Source organism: Streptomyces sp. NPDC002701 (genome assembly GCF_042889045.1).
Taxonomy (GTDB): domain Bacteria; phylum Actinomycetota; class Actinomycetes; order Streptomycetales; family Streptomycetaceae; genus Streptomyces.
The window spans coordinates 637585-662353 of sequence record NZ_JBIAQL010000003.1; the positions used below are offsets into that span (position 1 = coordinate 637585).

Below are 24769 nucleotides of genomic sequence, written 5' to 3' on the forward strand. Positions count from 1 at the left end.
GCCACCGCCGCACGGGACGCGCCCGCCTGACGCGGTGACAGGTCCCGCTGCCGGGCCCGCCCCGCGCGTCCTACAGCGGCACGATGTCCGGTGCCCCGAGCCGGGCCGCGTCGGCCGTCAGGTCGTCCGGCTGGCGCTGCGACTCGCGCTCCGCCTCCACCCGTTTCTGATAGTGCTCGACCTCGCGCTCGATCTGGTCCTTGTCCCAGCCCAGCACCGGCGCCATCAGCTCCGCCGCCTCCCGGGCGCTGCGCGTGCCCCGGTCGAAGGTCTCGATCGAGATGCGCGTCCGCCGCGTCAGCACGTCGTCCAGATGGCGCGCTCCCTCGTGCGAGGCGGCGTAGACGATCTCGGCGCGCAGGTAGTCCTCGGCGGCGGGCAGCGGCTCGCCCAGCGAGGCGTCCGCGGCGATGAGGTCGAGCACCTCCTCGGCGAGCGACCCGTACCGGTTCAGCAGGTGCTCCACGCGCACCACGTGCAGGCCGGTCCGCGCGGCGATGCGCGCTCGCGCGTTCCACAGGGCCCGGTAGCCCTCGGCGCCGATCAGCGGGACGTCCTCGGTGACGCACTCCGCGACCCGCTGGTCGAGACCGTGCACCGCCTCGTCCACCGCGTCCTTGGCCATCACCCGGTACGTCGTGTACTTGCCGCCCGCCACGACCACCAGCCCCGGCACCGGATGCGCCACGGTGTGCTCGCGGGACAGCTTGCTCGTGGCGTCCGACTCCCCCGCGAGCAGCGGCCGCAGGCCCGCGTACACACCCTGGACGTCGTCCCGTGTCAGCGGCACGGCGAGGACCGAGTTCACATGCTCCAGCAGGTAGTCGATGTCGGCGCTGGACGCCGCCGGGTGCGCCTTGTCCAGGTCCCACTCGGTGTCCGTCGTCCCCACGATCCAGTGCCGGCCCCACGGGATCACGAACAGCACGGACTTCTCGGTGCGCAGGATCAGCCCGCTCGTCGAATGGATCCGGTCCTTCGGCACGACCAGATGGATGCCCTTGGAGGCCCGGACGTGGAACTGGCCCCGCTCCCCGACCATCGCCTGGGTGTCGTCCGTCCACACCCCGGTGGCGTTGACCACCTGCCTGGCGCGGATCTCGTACTCACCGCCGCCCTCGCCGTCCTGCACGCGGGCGCCGACGACCCGCTCGCCCTCGCGCAGAAATCCGGTAACCCGCGCGCGGTTGGCCACTTTCGCCCCGTACGCCGCCGCCGTGCGCACCAGGGTGGCCACATAGCGGGCGTCGTCCATCTGGGCGTCGTAGTACTGCAGGGCACCGACGAGGGCGTCCTTCTTCAGCGCGGGGGCTACGCGCAGCGCGTGGCGCCGGGAGAGGTGGCGGTGCACCGGCAGGCCGCGTCCGTGGCCGCGCGCCATCGACATCGCGTCGTAGAGCGCGACGCCCGAACCGGCGTACAGCCTCTCCCATCCCTTGTGCTGCAGGGGATACAGGAACGGGACGGGCTTCACGAGGTGCGGTGCGAGGCGCTCCAGCAGCAGCCCGCGCTCCTTCAGCGCCTCCCGCACGAGGGCGAAGTCGAGCATCTCCAGATAGCGCAGGCCGCCGTGGACGAGCTTGCTCGACCGGCTCGACGTGCCCGACGCCCAGTCACGCGCCTCGACCAGGCCGGTGGACAGGCCGCGGGTCACGGCGTCCAGGGCGGTGCCCGCGCCGACCACGCCCGCTCCCACGACCAGCACATCCAGTTCGTGCTCGGCCATCGCCGCGAGTGACTCGGCGCGCTCCGCCGGTCCCAGTGTCGCTGTCCGCACAGTTGCCTCCCGCTGTCGTCCGCGCCGGGCTCACCCGTCCGGCGAGGCCCTGCTCACATTCCCCATGCCCAGATTCTGACCGCGTTGCCCGACATCGGCCACCACCGGCGGTCCGCCTGTGGATATCTCTCGGCGACTTGCGGAGAAACACAACCGAGCAATCCCGCATATCGGTCATATTTACTCCTAGTCTGACATTGCGCTCGCCCGTTCTGTCCACAGGGCTTGCCCTCTCGTCCCACTCCGGCTACAGGGAAGGACGGCCACCGCCGTGCCCGCAGATCTCGCCGTCATCGGTCTCGGCCAGCTCGGCCTGCCCCTGGCCCGGGCCGCCGCCACCACCGGCATCCCCACCCTCGGTTACGAGTGCGGCGACCCCGCACCACTGGTCGCCGCCGACCTGCGCCGGATGCTCTCCACGGGATTCCGGCGGGCCACCGACCCGGCCGAACTCGGCCGCGTGCGCACCGCCGTCATCTGCGCTCCGACCCCGCGCGGCGCGGACGGGACGCTCGATCTGGGGCAGGTGGCCGCCGCCGCCCGCTCCCTGGCCGCGCACCTGCGCCCGCACACCACGGTGATCCTGGAGTCCCCCGTGTACCCGGGGACGACAGAGGAATTCCTCCGGCCGCTCCTGGAGGAGGGCTCCGGACTCCGCGCGGGCCGCGACTTCCATCTCGCGTACTCGCCCAGCCGGGTCGACCCGGGCAACCGCGACCACGGCCCCTCGAACACCCCGAAGGTCATCGGCGGGCTCACCCCCGCCTGCACCGAGTCGGCCGCCGCGTTCTACGGCCGGCTGACCGACAAGGTCGTACGCGCGCGTGGGCCCCGCGAGGCGGAGACCGTGCAGCTCCTGGAGACCAACTACCGGCACGTCAACATCGCCCTGGTCAACGAGATGGCCGTCCTCTGCCACGACCTCGGCGTCGACCTGTGGGACGTCATCCGCTGTGCCGAGACCAAGCCGTTCGGCTTCCAGGCGTTCCGCCCCGGCCCCGGCGTGGGCGGTCACGCCGTCCCCCGCGACCTGGCGGGCCCCCGGACCCGGGCCCTGCGCATGGTCGAACTGGCCCAGCAGGTCAACGACCACATGCCCCGATACGTCATCCAGCGCGCGGCCGCCCTCCTCAACGAACACGGCAAGTCGGCCCGCGGCGCGCGCGTGCTGCTCCTCGGCGTCACCTACAAGGCCGACCACGCCGACCAGCAGGGCTCACCCGCCCAGGAGATCGCGACCCGCCTGATGGAACTCGGCGCCACCGTCAGCTACCACGACCCGCACGTCCCGTCCTGGAACGTCCTCGACCGCCCGGTCCCCCGAGTGGACTCCCTCTACGAGGCAGCAGCGGACGCGGACCTGACAATCCTCCTCCAGCAACACCGCACGTACGACCTACAGGGCCTGTCGGTAAAGGCCCAACTCCTCCTGGACACCCGAGGAGCGACCCCTACGGGGGCGGCGCACAGGTTGTGAAGGGGGCGCCCGCTCACCATCCGAGAATCCACCTCCTCCGGCACTTCACCGTCCGCAGACGGATCCGGTCCCAGCGGGTGGGCTTGCGGTGGCGGCCCATGGGCGGCCCTCTTCCACGACGCCACCCATCGGCCGAAGGCCACCGTGCGCCCCCGAACGCGGAACACGCCCCCACCGGGGCGTTCGGGCACGCAAAGGGGCCCGGTCACTCACCCCTGTGAGTGACCGGGCCCCTTCGTTCGTCTCCGCTCAAGCCGAGCGCAGCGTCACGTCAGCGCTTGTGCTGGGCGTCCGCCACCGTGACCTCGACCCGCTGGAACTCCTTCAGTTCGCTGTAGCCGGTCGTGGCCATCGCGCGGCGCAGGGCGCCGAAGAAGTTCATCGAGCCGTCGGGCGTGTGCGAGGGGCCCAGGAGGACCTCCTCGATGGTGCCGACGGTGCCGAGGTCGACCTTCTTGCCGCGCGGCAGCTCTTCGTTGACGGCCTCCATGCCCCAGTGGTTGCCGCGGCCGGGCGCGTCCGTCGCGCGGGCCAGCGGGGAGCCCATCATCACCGAGTCCGCGCCGCAGGCGATCGCCTTGGGGAGGTCGCCGGACCAGCCGACACCGCCGTCCGCGATCACGTGCACGTACCGGCCGCCGGACTCGTCCATGTAGTCGCGGCGGGCGGCGGCCACGTCGGCGACCGCGGTCGCCATCGGGACCTGGATGCCCAGCACGTTGCGCGTGGTGTGCGCGGCGCCGCCGCCGAAGCCCACCAGCACACCGGCGGCGCCCGTGCGCATCAGGTGCAGGGCCGCCGTGTACGTGGCACAGCCGCCGACGATGACGGGCACGTCCAGCTCGTAGATGAACTGCTTCAGGTTCAGCGGCTCGGACGCGCCGGAGACGTGCTCCGCCGAGACCGTCGTACCGCGGATGACGAAGATGTCGACGCCGGCGTCCACGACGGCCTTGGAGAACTGGACGGTGCGCTGCGGGGAGAGCGCGGCCGCGGTGACCACGCCCGAGTCGCGCACCTCCTTGATGCGCTGCCCGATCAGCTCCTCCTTGACGGGAGCCGCGTAGATCTCCTGGAGACGGCGGGTCGCGGTCCCGGCGTCCAGGTCCACGATCTCGTCGAGGAGCGACTGCGGGTCCTCGTGCCGCGTCCACAGGCCCTCCAGGTTGAGGACGCCCAGACCGCCGAGCTCGCCGATGCGGATGGCGGTCTGCGGGGAGACGACCGAATCCATGGGAGCGGCCAGGAACGGCAGCTCGAAGCGGTAGGCGTCGATCTGCCAGGCGATCGAGACCTCCTTCGGGTCCCGCGTACGGCGGCTCGGGACGACGGCGATGTCGTCGAAGGCGTACGCCCGGCGGCCGCGCTTGCCGCGCCCGATCTCGATCTCAGTCACGTGTGTGGCCTTTCCCTCTTCGGTTCTGCGCGTTCCAGTATCCCCGACACATACGGCACATACGGCGAGGGCGGTCCCGGAAGCCCCGGGACCGCCCTCGAACGTGTCGCTGCGGGCCGCCGCTACTGGCCGCGGCTGTAGTTCGGTGCCTCGACCGTCATCTGGATGTCGTGCGGGTGGCTCTCCTTGAGGCCCGCCGAGGTGATCCGGACGAAGCGGCCCTTGGTCTCCATCTCGTCGATGGAGGCGGCGCCGACATAGCCCATGGTCTGGCGCAGCCCGCCGACGAGCTGGTGCAGCACGTTCCCGAGCGGGCCGCGGTACGGGACCTGGCCCTCGATGCCCTCGGGGACGAGCTTGTCGTCGGAGGCCACCTCGGCCTGGAAGTAGCGGTCCTTCGAGTACGACCTGCCCTGGCCGCGGGACTGCATGGCGCCCAGCGACCCCATGCCGCGGTACGACTTGAACTGCTTGCCGTTGATGAAGAGCAGCTCGCCCGGCGACTCCTCGCAGCCGGCGAGGAGGCTGCCGAGCATCACGGTGTCGGCGCCGGCGGCCAGCGCCTTGCCGATGTCCCCGGAGTACTGCAGACCGCCGTCGCCGATCACCGGGACACCCGCGGCGCGGGCCGCGAGGGCCGCTTCGTAGATGGCGGTGACCTGCGGGACGCCGATGCCGGCGACCACGCGGGTCGTACAGATGGAACCCGGTCCCACGCCGACCTTGACGCCGTCGACACCGGCGTCCACCAGGGCCTGGGCGCCGTCACGGGTGGCCACGTTGCCGCCGATCACGTCGACGCCGACGCTCGACTTGATCTTCGCCATCCAGTTGAGGGCGTTGCTGTTGTGCCCGTGCGAGGTGTCGACGATCAGGAAGTCCACACCGGCCTCGGCGAGCGCCTGCGCCCGCTCCAGGGCCTCGGGGCTGGCGCCGACGGCGGCACCCACGAGCAGCCGGCCCTCGGCGTCCTTCGCGGCGTTCGGGTACTTCTCGGCCTTGACGAAGTCCTTGACCGTGATGAGGCCCTTGAGGAGGCCCGCGTCGTCGACCAGCGGGAGCTTCTCGATCTTGTGGCGGCGCAGCAGCTCCATCGCGTCGTTCCCGGAGATGCCCACCTTGCCGGTGACCAGCGGCATCGGGGTCATGACCTCGCGCACCTGACGGGAGCGGTCGTTCTCGAAGGCCATGTCGCGGTTGGTGACGATGCCGAGCAGCTTCTTGTTGCCGTCGGTGACCGGCACACCGCTGATGCGGAACTTGGCGCACAGGGCGTCGGCCTCGGCGAGCGTCGCGTCCGGGTGCACCGTGATCGGGTCGGTGACCATGCCGGACTCGGAGCGCTTCACGAGGTCGACCTGGTTGACCTGGTCCTCGATGGAGAGGTTCCGGTGCAGTACGCCGACGCCGCCCTGGCGGGCCATGGCGATCGCCATCCGGGACTCGGTGACCTTGTCCATCGCCGCCGACAGCAGCGGGATGTTCACCCGCACGTTGCGGGAGATGCGGGACGAGGTGTCGACCGCGTTGGGGAGCACTTCCGAGGCGCCCGGCAGCAGCAGCACGTCGTCGTAGGTCAGCCCGAGTGTCGCGAATTTCTCGGGCACTCCGTCGACGTTTGCAGTCATGACACCTTCCCCAAATGGCCTTGATCGGTGCGGATGCCCATGCTAACGGGAAGCGGGGCCCGCTCATTCCACGGTCGCTCCACGGTCACGGGCGGGCCACGGCCTCATGTCTCCGTACGGACCGGACAGCGGCGCCGTTCACCCCCGTACCGACGCCGGCCGCCCCCGCGACGACCGCGCCGGAAGGACCTACTGCTCCGCCAGTGCCCGCAGGCGGCTGAGAGCCCGGTGCTGGGCGACCCGGACCGCGCCGGGTGACATTCCCAACATCTGTCCGGTCTCCTCGGCCGTGAGGCCCACCGCGATCCTCAGCAGCAGCAGCTCCCGCTGGTTCTCGGGGAGGTTGGCCATGAGTTTCTTGGCCCACTCGGCGTCGCTGCTGAGCAGGGCGCGCTCCTCGGGGCCGAGCGAGTCGTCCGGCCGCTCGGGCATCTCGTCCGACGGCACGGCCGTCGAGCCGGGGTGACGCATCGCGGCCCGCTGCAGGTCGGCCACCTTGTGCCCGGCGATGGCGAAGACGAATGCCTCGAAGGGGCGCCCGGTGTCCTTGTAGCGCGGCAGCGCCAGCAGCACCGCGACACAGACCTCCTGTGCCAGGTCCTCCACGAAGTGCCGCGCGTCCCCCGGGAGCCGGGACAGCCGCGTACGGCAGTAGCGGATGGCCAGCGGATGGACATGGGCGAGCAGGTCGTGCGTGGCCTGCTCGTCGCCCTCGACCGCACGATGGACGAGCGCACCAATCGCCCCTTGGGCATTGGTGGCCTCGTCGTCACGCATCGGTCCATGGTGCCTTGGCGTCGTTCGATCCGTGGCACCGCGTCCGTAGTTGTGCACCGAAGCGTTATGAGCAGGTGCGCCGGAACTCATCTCCTGCGCCCTCCCCTCCCGCTCGACCGACTCGTTCCCGAGGAACTCCACACCTCAAGGATGCGGCATCCGCCGGGAAACGGGGATCGACTGTCCGAACGGCCCCGTCCGATCCCCTGTCGGGCCCGGCCCCACCCGCCCTTGGGCGGGCGGGGAAACCCGTACCCCCGCGGCGGTTCACCTAGCGGACCAGGCCCCATCGGAACCCGAGCGCCACCGCGTGCGCGCGGTCCGAGGCACCGAGTTTCTTGAAGAGCCGGCGGGCGTGCGTCTTCACCGTGTCCTCGGAGAGGAACAGTTCACGCCCGATCTCCGCGTTCGACCGGCCGTGACTCATGCCCTCGAGGACCTGGATCTCCCGTGCGGTGAGCGTCGGCGCCGCGCCCATCTCGGCCGACCGGAGTCTGCGCGGGGCGAGCCGCCAGGTCGGGTCGGCGAGGGCCTGGGTGACGGTCGCCCGCAACTCCGCGCGGGAGGCGTCCTTGTGGAGATAGCCGCGGGCGCCGGCGGCGACCGCCAGGGCGACACCGTCCAGGTCCTCGGCGACGGTGAGCATGATGATGCGCGCACCGGGGTCGGCGGACAGCAGCCGACGGACCGTCTCCACGCCGCCCAGACCGGGCATGCGTACGTCCATCAGAATGAGGTCCGAACGGTCGGCACCCCAGCGGCGGAGGACTTCCTCGCCGTTGGCCGCCGTGGTCACGCGCTCTACGCCGGGCACGGTCGCCACCGCGCGGCGGAGCGCCTCTCGGGCAAGCGGGGAGTCGTCGCAGACGAGGACGGATGTCATGGCCGTCCTCCGCAGCTGATGCGCGTCACCTTGAGCCTCCAGGCTGGTACGAAATCGTCACCTGTGCGGTCGACCGTCTCGGACGCCTGCCCGAGCTCTTGTTCCTTCAACCGCCTCGCACACTCAACGACGGTCACCCGAAAGAGTTACGGGGCCGTGAGCCACGTTCGGCACTCTACGTGAGGGCGCGGACACGGCGCAGACACCCGCGACAGACCCACAAGGTTTCATCACAAGCAATGCCCCATTTAGCCGCTTTTCGTTCCATTTGCTGGTGTCTGAGGCTAGATTCCCAATGAGTCATATTTTCATCTCCTTAGATCATAGATGTACGGTGATGGGCACGTAACCGACCAAAACGGCTACAAGAGGACACAGCAATGGCAGATTTCTCCCGCCTTCCCGGACCGAACGCGGATCTGTGGGACTGGCAGCTCCTCGCGGCCTGCCGTGGGGTCGACAGCTCGCTCTTCTTCCACCCCGAGGGCGAGCGCGGTGCGGCACGGAGCGCTCGTGAGAACTCGGCCAAAGAGGTCTGCATGAGGTGCCCGGTACGGGCGCAGTGCGCGGCGCACGCCCTGGCGGTGCGTGAGCCGTACGGCGTGTGGGGCGGCCTGACCGAGGACGAGCGCGAGGAACTCATGGGCCGGGCGCGCAACCGCCTGGTCTCGGCGTCGGGCGGAGGCGAGCCGTCACCCCACTGAAGGAACGTTTCTCCGTACCGACACGCCCGCACATGCCCCTGTTTTCCGTCCCGAACCGCATACGGCCGTCCCACGGGGCCCCGTCCCGGCGGACCGGTCCGCCCTCTCAGCGGGCCGCGGCCCTGGCCAGTTGGTCCAGCGTCGCCGCCACGGCGGGCACCTGCGCCAGATCCGGCAGGGTGAGCGCGACGATCTCCCGCCGCAACGCCGGCTCCACCGTCACCGTGCGTGCACCCTTGGGGCGTACGGACTCGATGGCCAGCTCCGGCAGGACCGCCACCCCGAGGCCCGCCCCGACCAGACCGACCACCGCCGGATAGTCGTCGGTCGCGAAGTCGATCCGGGGGGTGAAACCCGCCCTCTCGCAGACCTCGACGAGCTGGCCCCGGCAGCGGGGGCAGCCGGCGATCCACGGCTCCCCGGCGAGATCGCCGATGGCGACCGCTCCGGCCCGGGCCAGCCGGTGCCCTTCCGGGACCAGACCGACGAGCCGGTCCCTGAGCAGCGGGCGGATCACCAGGTCGTCCCACTCCTCGGCGCCCGCCGCGCTCTCGTACCGGAAGGCGAGCGTCACGTCGCAGTCGCCCTCGCGCAGCATGTCGACGGAGCGCGGCGGCTCGGCCTCCTCCAGGGAGACCCGCGTGCCGGGGTGTGCCGCGCGCAGGGCGGCGAGCGCCGTCGGCACCAGCGTGGAACTCCCGCTGGGGAACGAGACCAGGCGCACCCGGCCCGCCCGCAGACCCGCGATCGCGGCGACCTCCTCCTCCGCGGCGGTGAGCCCCGCGATGATGCCTGCGGCATGCCGGACGAGGGCCTCGCCGGCCTGGGTCAGCCGCATCTCGCGGCCCGTGCGGACGAGCAGGGGGGTACCCACGGATGTCTCGAGTGCCTTCATCTGCTGGCTGACGGCGGGCTGGGTGCAGCCCAGTTCGCGCCCCGCCGCCGAGAAGGAGCCGGTGGCGGCGACGGCACGCAGGACGCGCAGATGGCGGGCCTCGATCACCCTCCGAGCATAAGCGCATCTTGGACACGGCCACCAATATCGCGTCGACGCTTTGGCCCGGCATCGCCTAGCGTGCCGTCATGAAGCTTCTCTCTCTGAATCTGGGCCGGGCCCGGGCGGTCGGCTACACCAGCCAGGCCGAGGGCCTGACCGGTATCGACAAGCGGCCGGTGGACGGACCCGTGCGGGTGGCCGCGCCCGGGCCCAAGGGTGTCGGCGGGAGCGGTCTCGCCGGGGACGCCGTGTGCGAGCGGCGCCACCACGGCGGGAACGACCAGGCCGTGTACGCCTTCGCGCGCGAGGACCTCGACGACTGGGAACGCGAACTGGGGCGCGACCTGACCAGTGGGGTGTTCGGCGAGAACCTCACGACGGAGGGGATCGACGTGTCCGGGGCGAGGATCGGGGAGCGCTGGCGCGTCGGCTCCGAGGTCGTCCTGGAGGTGACGTCCGGGCGGGTGCCCTGTCTCACCTTCCAGGGCCACCTCGGCGAGAAGGGCTGGGTCAGGCGGTTCACGCAGAAGGGCGTGACCGGCGCGTACCTGCGGGTGATCGAGCCCGGGGAGATACGGGCGGGCGATCCGATCGAGATCGTGCACCGGCCGGACCACGAGGTGACCACCGCCTTCTCGTTCCGCGCGGCCACGCTCGAACGGACGCTGCTGCCCCGGGTGTTGGCGGCGGGGGACGCCCTGCACCCGGAGATACGGGACATGGCGCGGAAGTACGTCGAGAAGCACGGCGGCGGCGAGGTGTGACCGGGGCGGTACGGCGGCCGTTTCTGGGGTCGTCCCGGGCTGAACGACGTGCCGCGGGTCACTAACCTTGGGCCATGACAACGGCTCTGATTACGGGATCGACAGCGGGTATCGGTGCCGCCTTCGCGCGGCGGCTGGCCTCCGACGGGCACAACCTGGTGCTGGTGGCGCGTGACACGAAGCGGCTCGGCGAACAGGCGACGGAACTGCACGACCGGCACGGCATCGAGGCGGAGGTGCTGACCGCGGACCTGGCGACGGACGAGGGCATCGAGGCGGTGGCCGCCCGCGTCTCGGACCGCAAGAACGCGGTCGATCTGCTCGTCAACAACGCGGGCTTCGGCAACAAGGGCGTGTATCTGGACGTACCGCTGGAGGACGAGCTGCGGATGCTCAAGGTGCACTGCGAGGCGGTGCTCCGGCTGACGTCGGCGGCGTCCGAGTCCATGCGCACCCGCGGACGCGGCGGTGTCGTCAACGTGGCGTCCATGGCCGCGTTCACCCCGCGCGGGACGTACGGGGCGTCGAAGGCGTGGGTCGTGCAGTTCACCCAGGGCGTGGCACGGGACCTCGTGGGCAGCGGCGTCCGCCTGATGGCGCTGTGCCCCGGGTTCGTGCGGACCGAGTTCCACGAGCGGGCCGGGGTGGGCACGGAGAACATCCCCAACTGGATGTGGCTGGACGCCGACAAGGTGGTCGCGGCCGGTCTGGCCGATCTGGCCCGGGGCAAGTCGTTGTCCATCCCGGACGCGCGCTACAAGGTCCTGGCCGGCTTGTCGAAGCTGCCCCCGCGGGGACTGGCCGGCGGGGTCAGCGCGAAGACGGGACGCAAGTACGGGCCCAAGTGATCCGCCGGAACCTCCGGCACGCACCACGAAGGCCCGGCCCCCGCCTGAGCGGGGAGCCGGGCCTTCGCCTGGAGCCACCGTGCCCCTCAGGGGCACGAGGAACTGCGCGAGCAGCCCTTACCGGGCCCGCGGTTCACCACCGCGGGCCCGGCGGAGCGCCTAGTGGGAGTGGCCGTGGCCGCCGTGACCGGCGTCGGCCTCTTCCTCGGCCGGCTTCTCGACGACCAGGGTCTCGGTCGTGAGGAGCAGGGAGGCGATGGAGGCGGCGTTCTCCAGGGCGGAGCGGGTGACCTTGACCGGGTCGATGACACCGGCCTTGACCAGGTCGCCGTACTCGCCGGTCGCGGCGTTGAAGCCCTGGCCCTTGTCGAGCTCGGCGACCTTGGAGGTGATGACGTAGCCCTCCAGGCCGGCGTTCTCGGCGATCCAGCGCAGCGGCTCGACGGCGGCCTTGCGGACGACGGCGACACCGGTGGCCTCGTCGCCGGTCTTGCCGAGGTTGCCCTCCAGGACCTTCACGGCGTGGACGAGCGCGGAGCCACCACCGGAGACGATGCCCTCCTCGACCGCGGCGCGGGTCGCGGAGATGGCGTCCTCGAGACGGTGCTTCTTCTCCTTCAGCTCCACCTCGGTGGCGGCGCCGACCTTGATCACGCACACGCCGCCGGCCAGCTTCGCGAGGCGCTCCTGGAGCTTCTCGCGGTCCCAGTCGGAGTCCGTGGACTCGATCTCGGCCTTGATCTGGTTGACACGGCCGGCCACGTCGGCGCTGTTGCCGCCGCCGTCGACGATCGTCGTGTCGTCCTTGGTGACCGTCACGCGGCGGGCGGTGCCCAGCACGTCCAGGCCGACCTGGTCGAGCTTGAGGCCGACCTCCTCGGCGATGACCGTGGCGCCGGTGAGCGTCGCGATGTCACCGAGCATGGCCTTGCGGCGGTCGCCGAAGCCGGGGGCCTTGACGGCCACCGCGTTGAAGGTGCCGCGGATCTTGTTCACGACCAGGGTCGACAGGGCCTCGCCCTCGACGTCCTCGGCGATGATCAGCAGCGGCTTCGAGGCGTTGGCCTGGATGACCTTCTCGAGCAGGGGGAGCAGGTCCTGGATCGAGGAGATCTTGCCCTGGTGGATCAGGATGTACGGGTCGTCGAGGACGGCCTCCATACGCTCCTGGTCGGACACCATGTAGGGGGACAGGTAGCCCTTGTCGAAGGCCATGCCCTCGGTGAAGTCCAGCTCCAGGCCGAAGGTGTTGGACTCCTCGACGGTGATGACACCGTCCTTGCCGACCTTGTCCATCGCCTCGGCGATGAGCTCGCCGACCTGGCTGTCCTGGGCGGACAGACCGGCGACGGCGGCGATGTCGGACTTCTCGTCGATCGGGCGGGCGGTCGCGAGGAGCTCCTCGGAGACCGCGGCGACGGCGGCGTCGATGCCCTTCTTCAGGAGGGCGGGGGACGCGCCGGCGGCCACGTTCTTCAGGCCCTCGCGTACGAGCGCCTGGGCGAGCACGGTGGCGGTGGTCGTACCGTCACCCGCGATGTCGTTGGTCTTGGTCGCCACCTCCTTCACCAGCTGGGCACCGAGGTTCTCGTACGGGTCGTCGACCTCGACCTCACGGGCGATGGTGACACCGTCGTTGGTGATGGTGGGGGCGCCGAACTTCTTGTCGATGACGACGTTGCGGCCCTTGGGGCCGATCGTCACCTTGACCGTGTCGGCAAGCTTGTTGACGCCGCGCTCGAGGGCACGACGGGCGTCCTCGTCGAACTTCAGGATCTTCGCCATGGAGCTGATTCAGTCCTCTCGAAAAAACGAACAGCGCCCCCAGCACCCGGCTTTTTAGTACTCGCGGGGGCCAGGGGCGCAGTTCAAAGCAAACCTGGGTGAATTACTTCTCGATGATCGCGAGCACGTCGCGAGCCGAGAGGACGAGGTACTCCTCGCCGTTGTACTTCACCTCGGTGCCGCCGTACTTGCTGTAGAGCACGATGTCGCCGGTCTTCACGTCGAGCGGAAGACGCTCGCCGTTCTCGAAGCGGCCCGGACCCACGGCAAGGACGACGCCCTCCTGGGGCTTCTCCTTCGCGGTGTCCGGAATGACCAGGCCAGAGGCGGTGGTCTGCTCGGCGTCGAGCGGCTGGACCACAATGCGGTCCTCGAGCGGCTTGATGGCAACCTTGGAGCTGGTGGTCGTCACGATCCGACCTCCCCCTTCGGAGATCTCACGGGGTTAACTGTCTGAGGTGGCGACCAGGTGGATCCGTCGTCGCGGGTGCCGGACCTGCCCGTCGCTATTGGCACTCTCCTGCGGTGAGTGCCAGAGCTGAGACTATGACTGTGATTAGCACTCGGTCAAGCGGAGTGCCAGTTGCCTCCGGCGGATGGCGGCGATCCGGGCTCGGCCGGGCCCGGGTGAACGCCCCTGGGGCTGCGCCCCCGGACCCCCATCGGTTTCGTCTGCGGGCCCGGCGGGGGCTGATCGCGCAGTTCCCCGCGCCCCTAGGTGCCTAGGGGCGCGGGGAACTGCGCAACGGGGGTCCGAGGGCGGAGCCCGCACGAGGATTCCTAGAGGTAGTCCTCCAGGCGGGCCACCGTCAGGCCCGCCTCCTGGACGCGGCGCAGCAGCGCGACCGTCGCAGCCGTCAGGCTCGTGCCGTCCCGGCCCTCCGGGGACGGGGACGGGAGGATGTCGCCGGCCCGGAGCGGACCCCCCTCGCGCGACAGGACGACCGCCGCGATCCCGCAGTCCCCCGCCGCCCGCACCGTGTCGTCGTCGTACTTCCCGTACGGCGGCCGGAACAGCCGCGGCCGGATCCCGAAGCGCTGCTTCAGCTTCTCCTGCTGGCCGCAGATCTCGGCCCGCTGGCCCGCGTACGGCAGGCCGGGCAGGTACGGATGGTCGAGGGTGTGGTTCTGCACGCTCGCGCCGGCCGCGCGCAGCCGGCCGAAGTGCGCGTACCCGGGCCCGGCCACGCTGTCCGTGAGGAACACCGTGACCGGTAGCCGCAGGTCGCGCACCAGGTCCACGAACCGCGGGTCCTTCTCGGCGCCGTCGTCGAAGGTCAGGAAAACGACCTTGTCGCGTGTGGGGACACGGTCCACGACGGGCGGAAGCCCCGGCCCGGCGGCGCGTACCGCGGGCCGCCGGGCGGGCGGGCGCGGCGCCGGGGCGAGCGGGGCCCGCAGGCCCCAGCGGCGGTACGCGTCCACCGGCGGCCCCTGCGTGCGCACCTTCCGCCCGGCGTCCTCGCCCGGCCGTGCGCCGGGCTCCACGGACCGGGCGCAGCCGGCGAGGGCGGACAAGCAGAGCGCGCCCGCGAGCAGAGCGCCGGTGACCGCCCGCTGCCTCACAGGTAGTCCTCCAGGCGCGCCACCGCGTACCCCTTGTCGGTGACCAGGTTCAGGAAGCGGCGGACCATGTCGGGCATCGTGCCGTCCCAGTCCTCCTCGCCGCGGAAGTGGCTGAGGACGATGTCCCCGGGGCGCAGGTCCCGGTTCCACTCCCGGTAGTCCCAGCGGTCGACGAAGACCTCCTCGTTCCAGAGGGGCACCGCCTTGATGCCGCAGGCTCTGGCCGCGCGCAGGGTGTCCTCGTTGTAGTTGCCGAAGGGCGGGCGGAAGAGGGCCGGGCGTTTGCCGTACCGCTTCTCGATCACGTCCTGCATGCCGCAGATCTCCCGCTTCTGCGCGTCGTACGAGAGGTCCGGCATGTAGCGGTGGCTGAGGGTGTGGTTGTTCAGGACGACACCCGCGGCCTGCATCTTCTTGAAGTAGCCGTAGTCCTCCTTGACGAGGTAGTCGCTGAGGAAGGCGGTGTACGGGATCTTCAGTTCGCTCATCATGCGCAGGAACGCCGGGTCCTTCTCGGCGCCGTCGTCGATGGTGAGGAAGACGACCTTGTCCTTGGTGGGGACGGTGGTGAAGACGGGCGGCAGACCCTCGTGGTCCTCGACCGCGAAGCCCTCACGGGTGGTGATGCGGGGCTTCTTCGCGGGATCGGGGGGCGGGGGCGCGGGCAGGGGCGGCTCGGCCAGTCCCCACTTCAGCGCGGCGCGGGCCTGCCGCTCCTGGCGGAGCTTGCCGGCGGCCTGCTGGCCCGCGGCCGGCTCGGCGTTCCCGGGTGCGGGGCTCCCCTCCGAGCAGCCGGTCGCCAGCGCGGTGGCCGCGAGGAGGACGAGTGCGGTGCGCACTGCGTGGTGCCGGTGGATCGCGCGCTGCGGGCCGGTGGGGGCTGGTCGCGCCCACGCGGCGGAGCCGCACATGTCGGAGTCCCGCGCCCTTTCAGGGGCGTCGTCATTTTGTCGTACAAGTTGCATGGATCTGGATCTTCACAGGTCAGACACCCCCTGGCCCCCCGACACAGGGAGTGCGCGCCCGCCGTCCACCGACTGGCCCACAATGGGGCCGTGAACGACCTTGATCCGCTCGACTCCTTCGCCGCTCTGCTCACCTCCGAGGGACGTGACCTCCTCGACGAGGTGCGCGGTACCGACCCGGCCCGCGAGCTGGCCGTGGCGACGAGGCTGCGGCGCGAGCACCCCGTCGGGCTGGTGTCGGCCGCGATCGGGCAGGCGCGGCTGCGGCAGCGGGCGGTCGTGAAGTTCGGAGCGGCGGACGCGGACCGGATGTTCTTCACGCCGAACGGGGTGGAGCAGTCCACCCGGGCGAGCGTGGCCGCGTACCGTGCCGCGCGGTTCCGGGCGCTCGGCGTGCGGTCCGTGGCCGACCTGTGCTGCGGCATCGGCGGTGACGCGATCGCGCTCGCCCGGGCCGGCATCCGGGTCCTGGCCGTGGACCGGGACCCGCTGACCGCGGCCGTGGCCCGCGCGAACGCCGAGGCGCTGGGGCTCGACGGGCTGATCGAGGTGCGCGAGGAGGACGTCACCGAGGTGGCCACCGCCGGGTACGACGCCGTCTTCGTGGACCCGGCCCGCCGGGGCGGACGGGGGCGGATCTTCGACCCCGAGGCGTACTCGCCGCCGCTGTCCTGGGCCGTCGAGGCAGCCCGCACAGCGCCCGTCGCCGCCCTGAAGGTCGCTCCGGGCATCCCGCACGAGGCCGTGCCCGCCGGCGCCGCGGCCGAGTGGATCTCGGACTCCGGGGACGTGAAGGAGGCCGTGCTGTGGTTCGGCACACGGGAGGCGGGATCCGTCCGCGCGACCCTGCTGCCCGGACCGCGCACCCTCCACGGTCGCGGACTGCCCGATCCCGCGGTACGGCCCGTGGGGCGTTTCCTGTACGAGCCCGACGGCGCCGTCATCCGCGCGCACCTCGTCGCAGAAGTGGCCGCGGAACTGGACGGCGGCGGGCTGGTCGACGAGACGATCGCCTACATCACCGCGGACTCCGCGACGGCCACCCCGTACGCCACCGCCTACGAGATCACCGACCGGCTCCCCTTCGGCGTCAAGAAGCTGAAGGCTCTCCTGCGGGAGCGGGAGGTCGGCGTCCTGACCGTGAAGAAGCGCGGCTCGGCGGTCGAGCCGGAGGAGCTGCGGCGCAAGGTGAAGCCGCAGGGGCCGCACTCCGCGACGGTGTTCCTGACGCGCGTGCAGGGCGCCCCCACCATGCTCCTGGGGCACCCCGCCACGCTCGCGGACTAGCCGTCCAGCTGCTCCAGGGTCGCGTTCGACGGGCCGCGGCGGGACTGCTCGTCGCGCGCCACGTCCTCCGCGGCGCCCAGCACCCGTACCGAGTTCTGCCAGGTCACCTTGGCCAGGTCCGTCCTGGACCAGCCGCGGTCCAGGAGCTCCGCGATCAGGTTCGGGTAGCCGGACACGTCGTCGAGGCCCTGCGGGGTGAACGGGGTGCCGTCGTAGTCGCCGCCGATGCCGAGGTGGTCGACACCCGCCACCTCGCGCATGTGGTCGAGGTGGTCGGCGACCGTCGAGACGGTCGCGACGGGGCGCGGACGGGACTCCTCGAAGGCGCGGTGGACCCGCATCGCCTCGGCGGTCGAATCGAGGGGGTGGAAGCCCTTCTCGCGCATGTTCTCGTCCGCGGCGACCGTCCAGTCGACGGCCGCCTGGAGGACGAACTTCGGCACGAACGTCACCATCGCCACCCCGCCGTTGGCGGGCAGCCGCTCCAGCACGTCGTCCGGGATGTTGCGCGGATGGTCGCAGACCGCGCGCGCGGACGAGTGGGAGAAGATCACCGGCGCGGTGGACGTGTCCAGCGCGTCCCGCATGGTCGTGGCGGCCACATGGGAGAGGTCCACCAGCATGCCCAGGCGGTTCATCTCGCGGACGACCTCGTGGCCGAAGGGCGACAGACCGCCGACGGCCGGCTCGTCCGTCGCCGAGTCCGCCCACGCGATGTTGTCGTTGTGCGTGAGGGTCATGTAGCGGACCCCCAGTTCGTACAGGCCGCGCAGGGTGGCGAGGGAGTCGTCGATCGAGTGGCCGCCCTCGGCGCCCATCAGGGAGGCGATCCGGCCCTCGGCGCGGGCCGCCTCCATGTCGGCGGCGGTCAGGGCGGCGCGCAGGTCCTCCGGGTGGCGCTCGATGAGCTGCCGTACGCAGTCGATCTGCTCCAGGGTCGCCGTGACCGCGCCGGGCAGGTCCGAGCGCACGTACACCGACCAGTACTGCGCGCCGACGCCGCCCGCGCGCAGCCGCGCCAGGTCGGTGTGCAGGTGGGCGCTCTGGTCGGCGGCGATGTCGCGGGCGCCGAGGTCGTAGCGGACCTGCTCGCGCAGTGCCCAGGGCAGGTCGTTGTGACCGTCGACCACGGGAAACTCGGCGAGGAGCGCACGGGCGTCGTCGAGAGAGGGTATGTCTGCCATGTCTGTCATGCCTGCCATCTCCGTCACTTCCCGAAACCGAAGCCGTTGCCCGCGCCGCCCTCGACCTTGGAGCGCAGCCGCCTGCCCTTCTCGGTGGCCTGGTCGTTCAGCTCCTGCTGGAAATCGCGCATCCGGCCGAGCAGCTCCTCGTCCTGGGTGGCCAGGATCCGGGCGGCCAGCAGACCCGCGTTGCGCGCGCCGCCCACCGAGACCGTGGCGACCGGGACACCGGCCGGCATCTGGACGATCGACAGCAGCGAGTCCATGCCGTCCAGGTACTTCAGCGGGACCGGTACGCCGATCACGGGCAGCGGGCTGACCGAGGCGAGCATGCCGGGCAGGTGGGCCGCGCCGCCCGCTCCCGCGACCAGCACCTTCAGGCCGCGGCCGGCCGCCTCCTCGCCGTACGCGATCATCTCGCGCGGCATCCGGTGCGCGGAGAGCACGTCCACCTCGTACGCGATCTCGAACTCGTCGAGGGCCTGCGCTGCCGCCTCCATGACGGACCAGTCGGAGTCCGACCCCATGACAATGCCTACGACAGGGCTCATTCGGTGATCGTTCCTCTGAGGTAACCGGCTGCGTGACGGGCGCGTTCCAGCACGTCGTCCAGGTCGTCGCCGTAGGTGTTGACGTGGCCCACCTTGCGGCCGGGCTTCACGTCCTTTCCGTACATGTGGATCTTGAGCTGGGGGTCACGGGCCATGCAGTGCAGGTACGCGGAGTACATGTCCGGGTAGTCGCCCCCGAGGACGTTCACCATGACCGTCCAGGGCGCGCGCGGGCGGGGGTCACCCAGGGGCAGGTCCAGGACCGCGCGGACGTGGTTGGCGAACTGCGAGGTGATCGCGCCGTCCTGGGTCCAGTGACCGGAGTTGTGCGGGCGCATGGCCAGTTCGTTGACGAGGATGCGGCCGTCGCGGGTCTCGAAGAGCTCGACGGCGAGGTGGCCGACGACGCCCAGGTCCTTCGCGATGCGCAGCGCCAGTTCCTCGGCCCGCAGCGCGAGCTCGTCGGAGATGCCCGGCGCGGGCGCGATCACCGTGTCGCAGACCCCGTCGACCTGCTGGGACTCGACCACGGGGTACGCCACGGCCTGGCCGTGCGGCGACCGTACGACGTTGGCGGCCAGCTCGCGCGCGAAGTCGACCTTCTCCTCCGCGAGGACCGGGACGCCGGCCCGGAAGGGGTCCTCGGCGTCGGCCGCGGAGCGTACGACCCACACGCCCTTGCCGTCGTAGCCGCCGCGGACGGTCTTGAGGACGACCGGGAAGCCGTCCCCCTCGGCCCCTTCGGGAAGCCCTTCCGCCGCGAACGCGGCCACGTCGGCCGGATCGCTCACGATCCGGTGCCGTGGGCACGGCACACCGATCTCGACGAGCTTCGCGCGCATCACGCCCTTGTCCTGGGCGTGCACGAGCGCGTCGGGTCCGGGGCGCACGGGAATGCCGTCCGCCTCCAGTGCCCGCAGATGCTCGGTGGGTACGTGTTCGTGATCGAAGGTGATCACGTCGCAGCCCCGCGCGAAGGCCCGCAGCGTGTCGAGGTCGCGATAGTCGCCTACGACGACCTCGCCGACCACCTGCGCCGCAGAATCCTGGGGGGTGTCACTGAGGAGCTTGAACCTGATGCCGAGCGGGATGCCTGCCTCGTGTGTCATACGAGCGAGCTGACCGCCGCCGACCATGCCGACTACCGGGAACGTCACGCTCCCAGGGTATCGGCCATATCGAGCCACTCCCGTCGCCGGCATGATCATCGCAAGCTCCGCCTGCTCGTCACATCACGGCCACATCTTCCCGTGCGGGCCGGGCACCCGGGGGAACCGCTGGTTAGCATGGCGGAGTCGACGAAGGTTGACGAAAATGACGTATCCGACGAGACGGGGGCTGGGCGACACCATGGGCAAAGGTGGTAAACGCAGGGCTCATGCCAGGCCGCCCAGTGCCGTCCGGATGCGAATCGACCGGCTGACCAGGGAAGTCGCCAAGTTCGGCGCGGTCGGCGGGGCCGGTCTGCTCGTCAACCTGGTCACCTTCAACCTGGTGCGCAGTACGACTGATCTGCAGGTCGTACGGGCCAGTGTCATCGCCACCGTCGTCGCGATCGTCTCGAACTACATAGGTTTCCGCTACTTCACGTACCGCGACCGCGACAAGAGTGGCCGGACCAAGGAGCTGACGCTGTTCGTGCTGTTCAGCGCGATCGGCCTCGTCATCGAGAACGGCATCCTCTACGCCGCCACGTACGGGCTGGGCTTCGACAGCCCTCTGGCGAGCAACGTCTTCAAGTTCGTCGGCATCGGCATAGCCACGCTCTTCCGCTTCTGGTCCTACCGCACCTGGGTCTTCCGGGTCGCGCCGGCGCACGAGGCGGTGGCCGGCGCCGAATCGTTCCTGGAGGATCCGGCGCCGTATCTTCTGGACGAGGAGCGTCCGACGCGGGCGTTTCGCCAGGTACAGCGAGTTCGCTGACGCCGCGGGTGTTGTGGGCGCCGTATGTGTTGTGGGTGTCCGGGGCTCGTGGGTGGGTGCGGCGCCGCTGGGGCTGGTCGCGCAGTTCCCCGCGCCCCTTGAAGGATTGCGCCGTTCCCCGCGCCCCTAAAAGACTGCGGCGTTCCCCGCGCCCCTCGAAAGACTGCGGCGTTCCTCGCGCCCCCCTGAAAGACTGCGCCGTTTCCCGCGCCCCTGAAGGCAAAGGACTGCGTTTTCAGCGGACCGTGGGTTCTCCGCCTTGTCGGGGGGAGCGGAGTGGGGTGCGGGAGAGGAACAGGCCGAAGACCGGTGGGTGTGCTTGGAGCATCTCCAGGCGGCCTCCGTCCGCCTCCGCGAGGTCCCGGGCCACGGCGAGGCCGATGCCCGTGGAGTTGCGCCCGCTGATGGCCCGCTCGAAGATCCGCGCGCCCAGGTCGGCCGGCACACCCGGCCCCTCGTCGGTGACCTCGATCACCGCCTGGTTGCCGGTGACCCGCGTGCGCAGGGCGACCGTGCCCCCACCGTGCATCAGCGAGTTCTCGATGAGCGCGGCCAGGACCTGGGCCACCGCCCCCGGCGTCCCGACGGCCTGCAGATCGTGCTTGCCCGAGCTGACGATGGCGCGGCCCGCGTTGCGGTAGGCCGGGCGCCACTCCGCGAGCTGCTGCTTGATGACCTCGTCGAGATCGAAGGTGACGGCCGAGCCGGTCCGCGGGTCACGGGCGTTCGTCAGCAGCCGTTCCACCACGTCGGTGAGCCGCTCGACCTGGCCGAGCGCGATGGCCGCCTCCTCCTTCACCGTGCTCGGGTCGTCGGTGAGCGTGATCTCCTCCAGCCGCATGGACAGCGCGGTCAGCGGCGTGCGCAACTGGTGCGAGGCGTCGGCCGCCAGGCGCCGCTCGGCGGTGAGCATGCGCGCGATGCGCTCCGCCGAGCTGTCCAGTACGTCCGCGACCCGGTCCAGCTCCGGGACGCCGTACCGCTTGTGACGCGGCCGGGGATCCCCCGAGCCGAGGCGCTCCGCGGTCTCCGCGAGGTCGGTCAGCGGGGAGGTGAGCCGGTTGGCCTGGCGCACCGCGAGGAGCACCGCGGCGATCACCGCGAGCAGGGCCACCGCCGCGATGATCAGCAGTGTCCGGCCGACCTCCCGGGTGACGGCCGAGCTGGCCTCCTCCACCGTGACCGTCTCGCCCTCCTCGCCCTTGCGGCTGGCCGTGATCACGTCACCGGTGGGCTCGGTGCCGATACGGATCGGGGCGCGGCCCGGGATGTCGATCCGCGCGAACCGGTCGCCCGTGACCTGGTCCTTGAGGACACTGGCGTTGATCTGCTCGTGGCCGATGAGCCGGCTGTCGACGATGCTGACCAGCCGCACCGCTTCGGAGTCCACCCGTTCCTGGGCGCTGTTGCTGATCGTGCGGGTCTCGACGATGACGAGCGAGACCCCGAACACGGCGATCACGACGAGCACGACGGCCAGCGTGGAGTTGATGAGACGACGACGCACAGGTCCCTCCGGGCAGATGACTTCCCAACCAGTGTGACCCGGCGGGAGCGCCCCTCGGGGGCGCGGGGAACTGCGCGACCAGCCCCCACCGACCCGCAGTCGCCCACGTCCCGGGGCACACCGGTGACAAGGCGCCCCGGCCGGGCTCAGCGGAGCGGGACGGTCAGCTCTTCTCGAAGCGGAACCCGACCCCGCGCACGGTGGCGATGTACCGCGGATTCGCCGCGTCGTCGCCCAGCTTCTTCCGCAGCCACGAGATGTGCATGTCGAGCGTCTTGGTGGACGACCACCACGTGGTGTCCCAGACCTCCCGCATCAGCTGGTCGCGCGTGACGACCCGCCCGGCGTCCCGCACCAGTACCCGCAGCAGGTCGAACTCCTTCGCCGTGAGCTGGAGCTCCTCGTCGCCCATCCACGCCCGGTGCGACTCGACGTCGATCCGCACCCCGTGCGTGGCGGGCGGCTGCTGGGGTTCGGCCGCGCCGCGCCGCAGCAGGGCCCGGACCCGGGCCAGCAGCTCGGCGAGACGGAACGGCTTGGTGACGTAGTCGTCGGCGCCCGCGTCCAGACCGACGACGGTGTCCACCTCGTCGGCGCGCGCGGTCAGGATGAGGATCGGCACGGTCTGGCCCTCGGCGCGCATCCGCCGGGCCACCTCCAGACCGTCCATGCCGGGCAGCCCGAGGTCGAGCACGACCAGATCGATACCGCCCTGGATGCCGGCGTCGAGCGCGGTGGGTCCGTCCTCGCGTACCTCGACCTCGTACCCCTCCCTGCGCAGGGCGCGGGCCAGGGGTTCCGAGATGGACGCGTCGTCCTCGGCGAGCAGTACTCGGGTCATGAAGTGATGGTAGTCCGCGGTGGACCGGCGCAGTGAGGGTGATCGACAACTGCGCGCGCTCCGAACCGTACGGACCGTCCGACCCTTTGGTTGAGGATGTAAATCTGTGAACAGCCTTGGATTCGACTGCACGGTTCCATCAGAGCCTGTGATCCATCTCTCAAGTCATGGCATATGCGGCATTGGCATGGCGTGTGGCCTTATGGTGACCAGACGCCTGTAGCACCACACGGGGACCTTTGGCGAAAGCTTCACGCTGAAGGTCTCTTTTGTGTGCGGGCTGGTGTCTACACGCGCACCCCTCCCCCGAACCCCACCCGGGCTCGAACCGGAGATCCGCACCGCACCGCGCCCCGACGAGCAAGGAACGACCATGGCGTCCAGCCTGACGAAGGACTCGGTCTCACCGGGCACCCCCGGTTCCGAACACACCTTCTTCGGCCACCCCCGCGGACTGGCCACACTCTTCATGACCGAGATGTGGGAGAGGTTCTCCTACTACGGCATGAGGGCACTGCTCCCGCTCTACCTGGTCGCCCCCGGCGGCCTGAACCTGAGCGCGACCACCGCGACCGCGATCTACTCGGTGTACCTGTCGCTCGTGTACCTGCTCGCCCTGCCCGGCGGCTGGTTCGCGGACCGCGTGCTCGGCCCCCGCAGGACCGTGGCCGTCGCCGGACTGGTCATCATGCTCGGCCATCTGACGCTGGCACTGCCCTCGTCCGGCACCTTCTACGCGGGTCTCGGCCTCGTGGCGATCGGCTCGGGGCTGCTGAAGGCCAACATCTCGACGATGGTCGGCCACCTCTACCAGGGCCCGGACGACCCGCGCCGCGACGGCGGTTTCACCGTCTTCTACATCGGCATCAACCTGGGCGCGTTCGCCGCTCCGCTGGTCATCGGCACCATCGGCGAGAACGTCAACTGGCACCTGGGCTTCGCGCTCGCCGCGCTCGGCATGGCGCTGGGTCTGGCCCAGTTCCTGATGGGCCGCCGCCACCTCGACGCGCGCTCCGACGTCGTCCCGACGCCACTGTCCGCCGAGGAGAGGGCCTCGACCCTGAGCAAGGGCCTGCTGTGGCTGGCCGTCGCCGCGGTCTTCTACGGCGTCGTCGGCTTCTCCGGCCATTACACGCTGAACTGGATCCTGGTCCCGCTCACGCTCATCGGCCTGATCGTCCCGATCTGGGTCATCGCCCGCATCAAGCGGGACAAGTCGCTCGACCGCGTCGAGCAGTCGAAGATGTCCGCGTACATCTGGTTCTTCGTCGCCGCCGCCGTCTTCTGGATGATCTACGACCAGGGCGGCTCCACGCTGTCGATCTTCGCCGAGTCGTCGGCCGAGAACAGCGTCTTCGGCTGGGAGTTCCCGGTCTCCTGGTACCAGTCGGTCAACCCGGTCATGATCATGGCGCTCGCCCCGGTCTTCGCCTGGGCGTGGCTGGCGCTGAACCGGGCCGGCAGGGAGCCGAGCACGATCGTGAAGTTCGCGTCGGGTCTGGTGCTGGTCGGCGCCTCGTTCTTCCTCTTCCTGGCCCCGCTGACGATCGCCGGGGACGGTCAGAAGGCCGCCGCGATGTGGCTGGTCGCCATCTACTTCGTCCAGACCGTCGGCGAGCTGACCGTCTCACCGGTCGGCCTCTCCGTCACCACGAAGATGGCCCCCGCGAAGTACGCCTCCCAGATGATGGGCGTCTGGTTCCTCGCGGTCACCGCGGGCGACGCCACGACGGGCCTGCTCTCCATCGCGGGCGTGGACCTGAACGGCAAGGGCATCGTGGCCCTGGAAGCCACCCTCGCGGTGATCGCCGGAACAGCGGTCTACATGTACCGCAACAAGGTCAAGTCCCTCATGGGCACCGTCAACTAGCCCCACCGGCCCCGAGGGGGCGCGCCTGTAAGGGGCGCG

The 24769-nt window shown here is 70.7% G+C and carries 22 protein-coding genes; 7 read left to right on the top strand and 15 right to left on the bottom strand.

What is annotated here, in order from left to right:
- Positions 1-70: 70 nt before the first annotated feature.
- Positions 71-1777 carry a glycerol-3-phosphate dehydrogenase/oxidase gene (locus ACFYXC_RS11250; protein WP_388918622.1) on the bottom strand — a complete coding sequence of 569 codons (1707 nt, stop codon included), beginning with the start codon at positions 1775-1777 and terminating at the stop codon, positions 71-73.
- 271 nt (positions 1778-2048) lie between these two features.
- Here ACFYXC_RS11250 and ACFYXC_RS11255 point away from each other — a divergent pair, with 271 nt between their 5' ends.
- A complete protein-coding gene (locus ACFYXC_RS11255; protein WP_388918625.1) occupies positions 2049-3254 on the top strand; it encodes a nucleotide sugar dehydrogenase in 1206 nt (401 codons plus the stop codon).
- A gap of 271 nt (positions 3255-3525) precedes the next feature.
- Here ACFYXC_RS11255 and ACFYXC_RS11260 read toward each other — a convergent pair whose 3' ends face one another.
- From ACFYXC_RS11260 to ACFYXC_RS11275, 4 genes are all read right to left on the bottom strand, one after another.
- Positions 3526-4650 (bottom strand): GuaB3 family IMP dehydrogenase-related protein, encoded by a 1125-nt coding sequence (locus ACFYXC_RS11260; RefSeq protein WP_389549537.1) that lies wholly within the window; start codon positions 4648-4650, stop codon positions 3526-3528.
- Positions 4651-4772: 122 nt separating this feature from the next.
- A complete protein-coding gene (guaB, locus tag ACFYXC_RS11265) occupies positions 4773-6278 on the bottom strand; it encodes an IMP dehydrogenase (protein ID WP_389549540.1) in 1506 nt (501 codons plus the stop codon).
- Positions 6279-6467: 189 nt separating this feature from the next.
- Positions 6468-7055, bottom strand: coding sequence for a sigma-70 family RNA polymerase sigma factor (locus ACFYXC_RS11270; RefSeq protein WP_388918632.1), 588 nt, complete (start codon positions 7053-7055; stop codon positions 6468-6470).
- A gap of 271 nt (positions 7056-7326) precedes the next feature.
- Positions 7327-7938: a response regulator transcription factor gene (locus tag ACFYXC_RS11275; protein ID WP_003948568.1), complete on the bottom strand. Its 612-nt coding sequence runs from the start codon at positions 7936-7938 to the stop codon at positions 7327-7329.
- 380 nt (positions 7939-8318) lie between these two features.
- Here ACFYXC_RS11275 and ACFYXC_RS11280 point away from each other — a divergent pair, with 380 nt between their 5' ends.
- A complete protein-coding gene (locus tag ACFYXC_RS11280; protein WP_389549543.1) occupies positions 8319-8642 on the top strand; it encodes a WhiB family transcriptional regulator in 324 nt (107 codons plus the stop codon).
- A 106-nt stretch (positions 8643-8748) separates the two neighbouring features.
- On the opposite strand, the gene ACFYXC_RS11285 is transcribed toward ACFYXC_RS11280, so the two are convergent.
- A complete protein-coding gene (locus ACFYXC_RS11285; protein ID WP_388918638.1) occupies positions 8749-9645 on the bottom strand; it encodes a LysR family transcriptional regulator in 897 nt (298 codons plus the stop codon).
- An 80-nt stretch (positions 9646-9725) separates the two neighbouring features.
- Here ACFYXC_RS11285 and ACFYXC_RS11290 point away from each other — a divergent pair, with 80 nt between their 5' ends.
- Positions 9726-10403: an MOSC domain-containing protein gene (locus ACFYXC_RS11290; RefSeq protein WP_388918641.1), complete on the top strand. Its 678-nt coding sequence runs from the start codon at positions 9726-9728 to the stop codon at positions 10401-10403.
- A 74-nt stretch (positions 10404-10477) separates the two neighbouring features.
- Positions 10478-11251: an SDR family NAD(P)-dependent oxidoreductase gene (locus ACFYXC_RS11295; protein ID WP_388918644.1), complete on the top strand. Its 774-nt coding sequence runs from the start codon at positions 10478-10480 to the stop codon at positions 11249-11251.
- A 159-nt stretch (positions 11252-11410) separates the two neighbouring features.
- On the opposite strand, the gene groL is transcribed toward ACFYXC_RS11295, so the two are convergent.
- The 4 genes from groL to ACFYXC_RS11315 form a co-directional block, all read right to left on the bottom strand.
- Positions 11411-13036, bottom strand: a complete 1626-nt coding sequence (gene groL / locus ACFYXC_RS11300; protein WP_388918647.1) for a chaperonin GroEL — start codon at positions 13034-13036, stop codon at positions 11411-11413.
- Between the two features lie 103 nt (positions 13037-13139).
- Positions 13140-13448 (bottom strand): co-chaperone GroES, encoded by a 309-nt coding sequence (gene groES, locus ACFYXC_RS11305; protein WP_003998759.1) that lies wholly within the window; start codon positions 13446-13448, stop codon positions 13140-13142.
- Positions 13449-13816: 368 nt separating this feature from the next.
- On the bottom strand, positions 13817-14602 hold the full coding sequence (locus tag ACFYXC_RS11310; RefSeq protein WP_389549549.1) for a polysaccharide deacetylase family protein: 786 nt from the start codon (positions 14600-14602) through the stop codon (positions 13817-13819).
- Entirely contained in the window at positions 14599-15513 is a 915-nt protein-coding gene (locus tag ACFYXC_RS11315; protein WP_389549552.1) for a polysaccharide deacetylase family protein, read from the bottom strand. The genes ACFYXC_RS11310 and ACFYXC_RS11315 overlap by 4 nt, the downstream gene beginning before the upstream one ends.
- Before the next feature lie 144 nt (positions 15514-15657).
- Here ACFYXC_RS11315 and ACFYXC_RS11320 point away from each other — a divergent pair, with 144 nt between their 5' ends.
- The gene (locus ACFYXC_RS11320; protein ID WP_388918656.1) at positions 15658-16854 is read left to right on the top strand and encodes a methyltransferase domain-containing protein; all 1197 of its coding nucleotides are present in this window, start codon (positions 15658-15660) and stop codon (positions 16852-16854) included.
- On the opposite strand, the gene ACFYXC_RS11325 is transcribed toward ACFYXC_RS11320, so the two are convergent.
- The 3 genes from ACFYXC_RS11325 to ACFYXC_RS11335 are packed head-to-tail and all read right to left on the bottom strand — an operon-like array spanning position 16851 to position 19746.
- On the bottom strand, positions 16851-18038 hold the full coding sequence (locus tag ACFYXC_RS11325; protein WP_388919043.1) for a dipeptidase: 1188 nt from the start codon (positions 18036-18038) through the stop codon (positions 16851-16853). The genes ACFYXC_RS11320 and ACFYXC_RS11325 overlap by 4 nt on opposite strands.
- A gap of 23 nt (positions 18039-18061) precedes the next feature.
- A complete protein-coding gene (gene purE / locus ACFYXC_RS11330; RefSeq protein ID WP_389549555.1) occupies positions 18062-18589 on the bottom strand; it encodes a 5-(carboxyamino)imidazole ribonucleotide mutase in 528 nt (175 codons plus the stop codon).
- Positions 18586-19746 (bottom strand): 5-(carboxyamino)imidazole ribonucleotide synthase, encoded by a 1161-nt coding sequence (locus ACFYXC_RS11335; protein ID WP_389549557.1) that lies wholly within the window; start codon positions 19744-19746, stop codon positions 18586-18588. Before ACFYXC_RS11335 ends, purE begins: the two co-directional genes overlap by 4 nt.
- Before the next feature lie 193 nt (positions 19747-19939).
- On the opposite strand from ACFYXC_RS11335, the gene ACFYXC_RS11340 reads away from it, so the two are divergent.
- A complete protein-coding gene (locus tag ACFYXC_RS11340) occupies positions 19940-20512 on the top strand; it encodes a GtrA family protein (RefSeq protein ID WP_388919046.1) in 573 nt (190 codons plus the stop codon).
- Positions 20513-20747: 235 nt separating this feature from the next.
- On the opposite strand, the gene ACFYXC_RS11345 is transcribed toward ACFYXC_RS11340, so the two are convergent.
- Both ACFYXC_RS11345 and ACFYXC_RS11350 read right to left on the bottom strand, forming a co-directional pair.
- Positions 20748-22019 carry an ATP-binding protein gene (locus ACFYXC_RS11345; protein WP_388918665.1) on the bottom strand — a complete coding sequence of 424 codons (1272 nt, stop codon included), beginning with the start codon at positions 22017-22019 and terminating at the stop codon, positions 20748-20750.
- Positions 22020-22182: 163 nt separating this feature from the next.
- Positions 22183-22860 carry a response regulator transcription factor gene (locus ACFYXC_RS11350; RefSeq protein ID WP_388918668.1) on the bottom strand — a complete coding sequence of 226 codons (678 nt, stop codon included), beginning with the start codon at positions 22858-22860 and terminating at the stop codon, positions 22183-22185.
- 373 nt (positions 22861-23233) lie between these two features.
- On the opposite strand from ACFYXC_RS11350, the gene ACFYXC_RS11355 reads away from it, so the two are divergent.
- Positions 23234-24730, top strand: a complete 1497-nt coding sequence (locus ACFYXC_RS11355; protein WP_389549561.1) for an oligopeptide:H+ symporter — start codon at positions 23234-23236, stop codon at positions 24728-24730.
- Positions 24731-24769 lie beyond the last annotated feature (39 nt).

Bases quoted from the DNA above. Each gene is read 5' to 3' on its own strand.
- guaB (WP_389549540.1), bottom strand. From the start codon at position 6,278: ATGACTGCAAACGTCGACGGAGTGCCCGAGAAATTCGCGACACTCGGG.
- ACFYXC_RS11270 (WP_388918632.1), bottom strand. From the start codon at position 7,055: ATGCGTGACGACGAGGCCACCAATGCCCAAGGGGCGATTGGTGCGCTC.
- ACFYXC_RS11275 (WP_003948568.1), bottom strand. From the start codon at position 7,938: ATGACATCCGTCCTCGTCTGCGACGACTCCCCGCTTGCCCGAGAGGCG.
- ACFYXC_RS11280 (WP_389549543.1), top strand. From the start codon at position 8,319: ATGGCAGATTTCTCCCGCCTTCCCGGACCGAACGCGGATCTGTGGGAC.
- ACFYXC_RS11290 (WP_388918641.1), top strand. From the start codon at position 9,726: ATGAAGCTTCTCTCTCTGAATCTGGGCCGGGCCCGGGCGGTCGGCTAC.
- ACFYXC_RS11295 (WP_388918644.1), top strand. From the start codon at position 10,478: ATGACAACGGCTCTGATTACGGGATCGACAGCGGGTATCGGTGCCGCC.
- groL (WP_388918647.1), bottom strand. From the start codon at position 13,036: ATGGCGAAGATCCTGAAGTTCGACGAGGACGCCCGTCGTGCCCTCGAG.
- ACFYXC_RS11315 (WP_389549552.1), bottom strand. From the start codon at position 15,513: ATGTGCGGCTCCGCCGCGTGGGCGCGACCAGCCCCCACCGGCCCGCAG.
- ACFYXC_RS11325 (WP_388919043.1), bottom strand. From the start codon at position 18,038: ATGGCAGACATACCCTCTCTCGACGACGCCCGTGCGCTCCTCGCCGAG.
- purE (WP_389549555.1), bottom strand. From the start codon at position 18,589: ATGAGCCCTGTCGTAGGCATTGTCATGGGGTCGGACTCCGACTGGTCC.
- ACFYXC_RS11340 (WP_388919046.1), top strand. From the start codon at position 19,940: ATGGGCAAAGGTGGTAAACGCAGGGCTCATGCCAGGCCGCCCAGTGCC.
- ACFYXC_RS11350 (WP_388918668.1), bottom strand. From the start codon at position 22,860: ATGACCCGAGTACTGCTCGCCGAGGACGACGCGTCCATCTCGGAACCC.
- ACFYXC_RS11355 (WP_389549561.1), top strand. From the start codon at position 23,234: ATGGCGTCCAGCCTGACGAAGGACTCGGTCTCACCGGGCACCCCCGGT.